This window comes from Candidatus Hepatincolaceae symbiont of Strigamia maritima, assembly GCF_055505085.1.
This window is the reverse complement of record NZ_DBKDTU010000197.1, coordinates 1-6,266: the sequence shown is the minus strand read 5'-3', so window position 1 is coordinate 6,266 and position 6,266 is coordinate 1. Positions and strand designations below refer to the sequence as shown.

The following is a 6,266-nucleotide window of genomic DNA, read 5'->3' as shown; positions in this document are numbered from 1 at the left end:
AATAATTATAGATTGGTTAATACAGATTACTAGAAGTATCTAATTTTAGGGTGAGTTCACCCTATTTTCTTAAAGTTCTTGAGGTTTTTTTAATGTTTTATATTGCTAATTCGTCCGGGAAACTTAAATTAGCTATTATTTTTGCTAATGCGTACCTAAAATAAGTAAGAGAAGATTTAAGGTTAAATTGCCCGTGAAGAGCTTTAATTAGGTTAAATTTAGGGTATAAAAAGTTATTTTTTATCTTGTTTTTTAAAAAATAATAGAGATATTTATAGTTTTTTACTCATTCGGACGAATCGCCCGATTCGTCCTGAGAAGGTAAGCTTGTTTTAATATAAATCATCTTCTGATTTACAGTTTTTAAAATGGTAAATTTCATTTTTATCGGGTCTAAGATCCTTAAATTTAAATATTTTTGTTTTATCATTGTAAAATGTAATTCCATTATTAAAGACTTTTTTGTAAATATTCTTTTTTTTAGTGGCTTCCATCGTCAAAAATTCTAGCTCTTTTGCCGATTGGTTTTTTTCCATTATATTGACTTCATAATAATTGCCAAAATCATTATACACAATCAGAACTTTTCCAATTTCTTTTTTTAAATTTTTCTCATCATAAACATCACACATCGTAACTGTTGCTACTGCCGGAGCTAAACTAGTAGCCAAAAAAAACAGGGATATTGTTATACAAGTAGCCAAAAAAAACAGGGATATTGTTATACAAAGATATTTTTTCATTGTTTCTACCACTTTATTTTTTAATAATAATATTACTAATTAATAACATAAAAAAATATCTCTTAGGAAGACTTTTTTAGGGTATTTTTTACCTTAATTTTTGGTTTAATAATTAAAGTTCCTCTTTTTAAAGACTCGGTATCTATGCTGATCTCATTAATATTTAAGTTTAATTCAGTGCATAATTTAAATAACAAATTATAAAAATCTTGGTAATTCATATCAGAATTTAGTAGCTCATATTTCCGGGAATTTATAAGGTTTTGCAGTGCTAATATATTCACATTTTTACTCTCAAAAAAAGTAAAATCATTTTCAGTACTAATTACTAAATCGTTATTGCTATCTATTAGTAAATCACTTATTTCATTGCTTGCCATACTTTAATTCTCCTTGCTTTTTTGTACAAAATTGTGTATACTTCCGGTATTAATAACTATTTTGGGTGAAGTTATGACCATTGTTTCTATTAATTTATTTGAAGCTCTTAAAAAAGCCGGTGTTCCTGATAAACTAGCTAAAGATGCTAGCTCTGAAGTGGCTGAGTCTGCTAAAAAAGTCCTGGAACAAAAAAGTGATATTGCGGAAATTAAAGCAGAGATTAAAACCTTAAATGTTAAAATCAATTTGTTAATGGGTTTAGCAACCGCTGTGTTACTAGCTTTATTACTTAAATAATTCATACTTTTAATCCCTATCATAAATTGTTTTGGTGGTGCATCTTAGAATAGGGTTAACCTCACCTATTTTTGTACACTCTTCAATTCTTCTGGACTTAAATTTATCGTTACTTTTCTCAACATCATGTTGTTTTTTAACTTCTCTTTCTATTTTTTTATCTAGCTCTTTGGTGTTATTTTTAGCATTTAGATTTAAACTACATAGAATTAGAATTATTATTAAAATTAAGTTTTTCATGGTTTTACTCCTTATGGTAATTTATGGTAATTTTTGTTTTAAGGTTGATATTTTAGTATTTATTAGGGTTGCTTTTTGGGTTAATTCCGGGCTTGGTGTTACCGGTCCGTTAGGAGCTATTCCAATTTGCAAATTCTTACTAAATACTTCCATAAAACTACTTAAATCATCAAGTAAAGCTTGTAATTCCTTAAAACAATCCTGATTTTCAAAATATACTAAAGTACTACCGTTTACTGCTAATAAATAGCCCTCACCCTTATCATTGCTTGGTTTTATAGGTGTAGCGGGACAAATTGATTTCTATTTTCATATTTTCCCATATTATTGCGGGTTTTTTTAAACGAACTGTAGTAGTAAAATATAGCTATTCTATCCCATTATATCTTGTCTCATTACAATTACAGCTATAATAGTAGAATTTTATTATTTTTGGTTAGTTGGTTTATTTTACTGAGTAAAAGTATTTAAATTAAGATACGGAGGACCATAAAGTTTACCGGTTTTAGCCAATAGAATCATATCACAAATTTCTCTAACTGCCCCTGCCCCACCGCTATTCTTTGTTTTATAGCAATAAAAACCATTCAGTGCTTCACTAGCATTATTAACTGCAATAGGAAACCCAACTTCTTTAAACCCTAAAAGGTCGTTCACGTCATCACCCATAAATGCCACATGTTTAGGATTAATACTTAATTTTTTGCATAATGAGAGAATATCTTCACCTTTTTTATTAGAACCTAGAATCACATGCTCTATTCCTAGAACCTCAGCTCTATTACTAATTAATACTGAGGTACTCGTAGTAACTAAAGCTACTACAACCCCTAATTTCATTAGCATTTGAATGCCTGTACCATCATGAGCATAAAATTGTTTTGTAATTACCTCATTTTCAGCTACATACATACCACCTGAAGTTAGAGTGCCATCTACATCTAAACATAACATAGTTAAATCTTTAAATCTTATTAAGAGTTCTGCTTTACTATAGATTTTCGGAGTAGTATAATTTTGATTATTAGTCTTTTGAATGTTGTTCAAGGTAGCTCCTGCAATATAGTAGTTATTTGATAAATTTTTTAGCTATGATAAAAACTAAATTCACTTTAATTATATAAATTCATTAGATAATGCTAAAAAAGTAGCTTTAAAAAGGAATCTCATCATCTAAATCTGCACCGATTGTAGGACTGTTTACAGATTTGTTATCATTCTTTGAAGCAGAAAATGATTGAGATTGAATATCTCCTTCTTTCAGATTGGAATAAGAATTATCTGAACCTTTATTATCTAAAATAACAATTTCCCCTCTAAACCTTGATAAAATTACCTCAGTAATATTTTTCTCAATACCATCAGTTCCCGTATATTTTCTGCTTTGTAAAGCTCCCTCAACATATAATTTAGTACCTTTTTTTATATATTTTTCTATAATTGTAGCTAAATTTTCATTAAAAACTACAATGCGATGCCATTCAGTTCTATCTTTATATTCTCCGCTATTTTTGTCTTTCCAACGTTCACTAGTGGCAATAGAAAAAGAAGCTATTTTATTACCATCTTGAGCATGCCTAATTTCTGGGTCTTTCCCAAGATTACCAACTAAAATTACCTTATTAACGCTTCCTGCCATAATATATATCTTCTCTATTAATTATTGATTGCTATCTACCTAGTTAATATACTATAATATAAATTGCTTTTCAATAAAAAGCTTATTAAATCAAAAATAATTATAGATACTAATGCACAAATTTATTTCAATTCAAGGGGCTCGTGAACATAATTTAAAAAATGTTAATATTGATATTCCTAAAAATACTATTGTGGTAATTACGGGTGTCTCCGGTAGTGGCAAATCTTCTTTAGCCTTTGATACCATTTACGCAGAAGGTCAGAGGCGTTATATGGAATCTTTATCCGCCTATGCTCGTCAATTCTTAGATAGCTTTAAAAAACCCGATATTGATTCTATAGAGGGGTTATCACCGGCAATTGCAATTGAGCAAAAAACTACTTCTAAAAACCCGCGTTCAACTGTTGGTACTATTACAGAAATTTATGATTATTTTAGGTTATTATATGCACGAGTTGGCATACCTTATTCTCCAGCAACCGGTTTACCCATAGATAAGCAAACTATATCACAAATGGTAGATAAAATTATGGAATTAGAGCAAGCTAGCAAGCTATATTTATTAGCTCCTATTGCCAGAGGGAAAAAAGGAGAATTCAAAAAAGAGATTGAAGAATTAAGAAAAAAAGGCTTTCAACGCTTGAAAATTGACGGTAAAATTTTTGAAATAGAAGATATTTCTCCACTGGATAAAAATATCAAACATAATATTGCTGTACTAGTTGATAGAATTGTCCTAAAAGCCGGATTAGAACAAAAATTAGCAGATAGTTTAGCAACTGCCTTAACTCTTTCTGAGGGAATAGTCATTTTAGAAAATCTAAATACTAACACTGAAACAATTTTTTCTGAAAAATTTTCCTGCCCAGTATCAGGTTTTTCCATAGAAGAAATAGAACCACGTTTGTTTTCTTTTAATACTCCTTTTGGTGCTTGTAACACCTGCAACGGGCTTGGATATGAAACAGTAATTGATATTAATTTAGTAATTCCTGATAAAACTAAATCTCTGTTAGAATGTGTACATGCTTGGAGCGGAGCTACAGGATTTTATTATCGCTCACTAATTGAATCTTTTGCTAAACACTATGTAGTTAATGCTTCTACCCCATTTGAGAAGGTTCCCAAAGAAATCATAGATAAATTTTTATACGGTAGCGGAACTGAAAAAATTGCTATTTCCATCACTACTAATGAGTATATTCATAAATCTCTTAAACCTTTTGAAGGAATTATTCCTAATTTAAAAAGAAGAATCAGAGAAACAGTATCTCTAACTCAACAGGAAAGCCTAGCACAGTATCAATCTGCTGAAATCTGTAGTACCTGTAACGGTAAAAGGCTAAATTTAAAGGCTTTACAAGTCAAAATAAACAACCTTAATATTTATGATGTTACTACCTTTTCAATCGGAGATTGTTTTGCTTGGGTTAATTCCTTAGATAATCAGTTAACTTCCCAACAAAAAACTATTGCAGAGAGAATTTTAAAAGAAATTAAAGAGCGTTTATTTTTCTTAAATAATGTAGGGATTGAATACTTAACACTTAATAGATCTTCAGGTACTCTATCAGGAGGAGAAGCCCAAAGAATACGGTTAGCCTCACAAATAGGTACAGGTCTTACTGGGGTACTTTATATATTAGATGAACCCTCAATCGGATTGCATCAAAGGGATAATGATAAACTTCTAGAAACTTTAAAAAGACTAAAAGATTTAGGTAATACCATAATTGTAGTAGAGCATGATAAAGATGCTATCATGATGGCTGATTTCTTAGTAGATATGGGACCAAGTGCCGGAGTTCACGGAGGAGAAGTAGTTGCCTACGGAACTCCTAATGAGGTAGCTAATAATCCTCATAGTTTAACCGGTCTTTATTTAAGCGGTAAAATTTCCATAGAGATTCCTAAAAAACGCCGTGAAGGGAATGGTAAAAAAATTACTATTAGGGGGGCAAGTGGTAATAATTTAAAGAATCTTAGTGTTGATTTTCCTTTGGGAACTTTTATTGCTGTAACAGGGGTATCAGGTAGTGGTAAATCTACTCTAATTAACGAAACTTTATACAAAGCAACAACAAAATTACTAAATAAAACCTCTACTGCCCAACCAGCGAAGTATAAAGAAATCTTAGGAATTGAGTTTATTGACAAAGTAATAGATATAGACCAATCCCCCATTGGCAGACAACCTAGTTCCAACTCGGCTACTTATACTAAACTTTTTGATTTAATTAGAACTATTTTTACAGAATTACCCGAAGCAAAAAGCCGCGGTTATTCTGCAGGAAGATTTTCTTTTAATGTTAAAGGTGGTAGATGTGAGGCTTGTAAAGGAGATGGGTTAATAAAAATTGAGATGAATTTCTTACCGGATGTACACGTGATTTGTGAGGTTTGTAATGGTAAAAGATACAATCGAGAAACCTTAGAGATTAAATGGAAAGATAAATCTATTGCTGATATTTTAGATATGACAGTAAGTGATGCATATGAATTCTTTAGCAATATTAAATCAATTCATGATAAAATAAAGGCTTTACATGAAGTAGGACTAGGTTATATTACTTTAGGTCAACCAGCTACTACCCTATCTGGCGGAGAAGCTCAAAGAGTAAAATTAGCAAAAGAATTATCAAAACGCTCTACTGGGAAAACTCTTTATATTTTAGATGAACCTACCACCGGACTGCACTTTGATGATATTAAAAAATTACTAAATATCTTACATACCTTAGTAGATAAAGGTAATACCATAGTAGTGATTGAACATAATTTAGATGTAATAAAAACTGCAGATTACATTATAGATATTGGTCTTGAAGGAGGAAATCTAGGAGGAGAACTCCTTGCTAAAGGAACTCCGGAACAGATTATTAAACATCCTACTAGTTATACTGCAAAATACCTAAAAAAATATTTAGTATAATTTTTAAAAAAATTATTTATATTAAGAATAT

The 6,266-nt window shown here is 30.4% G+C and carries 8 protein-coding genes; 2 read left to right on the top strand and 6 right to left on the bottom strand.

Translation table 11 applies throughout. From position 1 onward, the window contains the following. Positions 1–332: 332 nt before the first annotated feature. Together ACQCX0_RS05385 and ACQCX0_RS05380 are read right to left on the bottom strand one after the other, a co-directional pair. Positions 333–743, bottom strand: a complete 411-nt coding sequence (locus ACQCX0_RS05385) for a hypothetical protein (protein ID WP_462563143.1) — start codon at positions 741–743, stop codon at positions 333–335. A gap of 62 nt (positions 744–805) precedes the next feature. After that, positions 806–1,123 (bottom strand): hypothetical protein, encoded by a 318-nt coding sequence (locus ACQCX0_RS05380; protein WP_462563142.1) that lies wholly within the window; start codon positions 1,121–1,123, stop codon positions 806–808. Between the two features lie 73 nt (positions 1,124–1,196). Between ACQCX0_RS05380 and ACQCX0_RS05375 the strand changes: the two genes are divergently transcribed. Next, positions 1,197–1,421, top strand: a complete 225-nt coding sequence (locus ACQCX0_RS05375; RefSeq protein ID WP_462563141.1) for a hypothetical protein — start codon at positions 1,197–1,199, stop codon at positions 1,419–1,421. Positions 1,422–1,430: 9 nt separating this feature from the next. On the opposite strand, the gene ACQCX0_RS05370 is transcribed toward ACQCX0_RS05375, so the two are convergent. The 4 genes from ACQCX0_RS05370 to ssb form a co-directional block, all read right to left on the bottom strand. Beyond that, entirely contained in the window at positions 1,431–1,661 is a 231-nt protein-coding gene (locus tag ACQCX0_RS05370; RefSeq protein ID WP_462563140.1) for a hypothetical protein, read from the bottom strand. 21 nt (positions 1,662–1,682) lie between these two features. Then, entirely contained in the window at positions 1,683–1,814 is a 132-nt protein-coding gene (locus ACQCX0_RS05365; protein ID WP_462563139.1) for a hypothetical protein, read from the bottom strand. Between the two features lie 297 nt (positions 1,815–2,111). Then, complete coding sequence (locus ACQCX0_RS05360) at positions 2,112–2,708, bottom strand: KdsC family phosphatase (protein ID WP_462563138.1); 597 nt, start codon at positions 2,706–2,708, stop codon at positions 2,112–2,114. Positions 2,709–2,814: 106 nt separating this feature from the next. Then, positions 2,815–3,300, bottom strand: a complete 486-nt coding sequence (gene ssb / locus ACQCX0_RS05355) for a single-stranded DNA-binding protein (RefSeq protein WP_462563137.1) — start codon at positions 3,298–3,300, stop codon at positions 2,815–2,817. Positions 3,301–3,412: 112 nt separating this feature from the next. Here ssb and uvrA point away from each other — a divergent pair, with 112 nt between their 5' ends. Then, entirely contained in the window at positions 3,413–6,235 is a 2,823-nt protein-coding gene (gene uvrA / locus ACQCX0_RS05350; protein ID WP_462563136.1) for an excinuclease ABC subunit UvrA, read from the top strand. Positions 6,236–6,266 lie beyond the last annotated feature (31 nt).

Bases quoted from the DNA above. Each gene is read 5' to 3' on its own strand.
- ACQCX0_RS05385 (WP_462563143.1), bottom strand. From the start codon at position 743: ATGAAAAAATATCTTTGTATAACAATATCCCTGTTTTTTTTGGCTACT.
- ACQCX0_RS05380 (WP_462563142.1), bottom strand. From the start codon at position 1,123: ATGGCAAGCAATGAAATAAGTGATTTACTAATAGATAGCAATAACGAT.
- ACQCX0_RS05375 (WP_462563141.1), top strand. From the start codon at position 1,197: ATGACCATTGTTTCTATTAATTTATTTGAAGCTCTTAAAAAAGCCGGT.
- ACQCX0_RS05370 (WP_462563140.1), bottom strand. From the start codon at position 1,661: ATGAAAAACTTAATTTTAATAATAATTCTAATTCTATGTAGTTTAAAT.
- ACQCX0_RS05365 (WP_462563139.1), bottom strand. From the start codon at position 1,814: ATGGAAGTATTTAGTAAGAATTTGCAAATTGGAATAGCTCCTAACGGA.
- ssb (WP_462563137.1), bottom strand. From the start codon at position 3,300: ATGGCAGGAAGCGTTAATAAGGTAATTTTAGTTGGTAATCTTGGGAAA.
- uvrA (WP_462563136.1), top strand. From the start codon at position 3,413: ATGCACAAATTTATTTCAATTCAAGGGGCTCGTGAACATAATTTAAAA.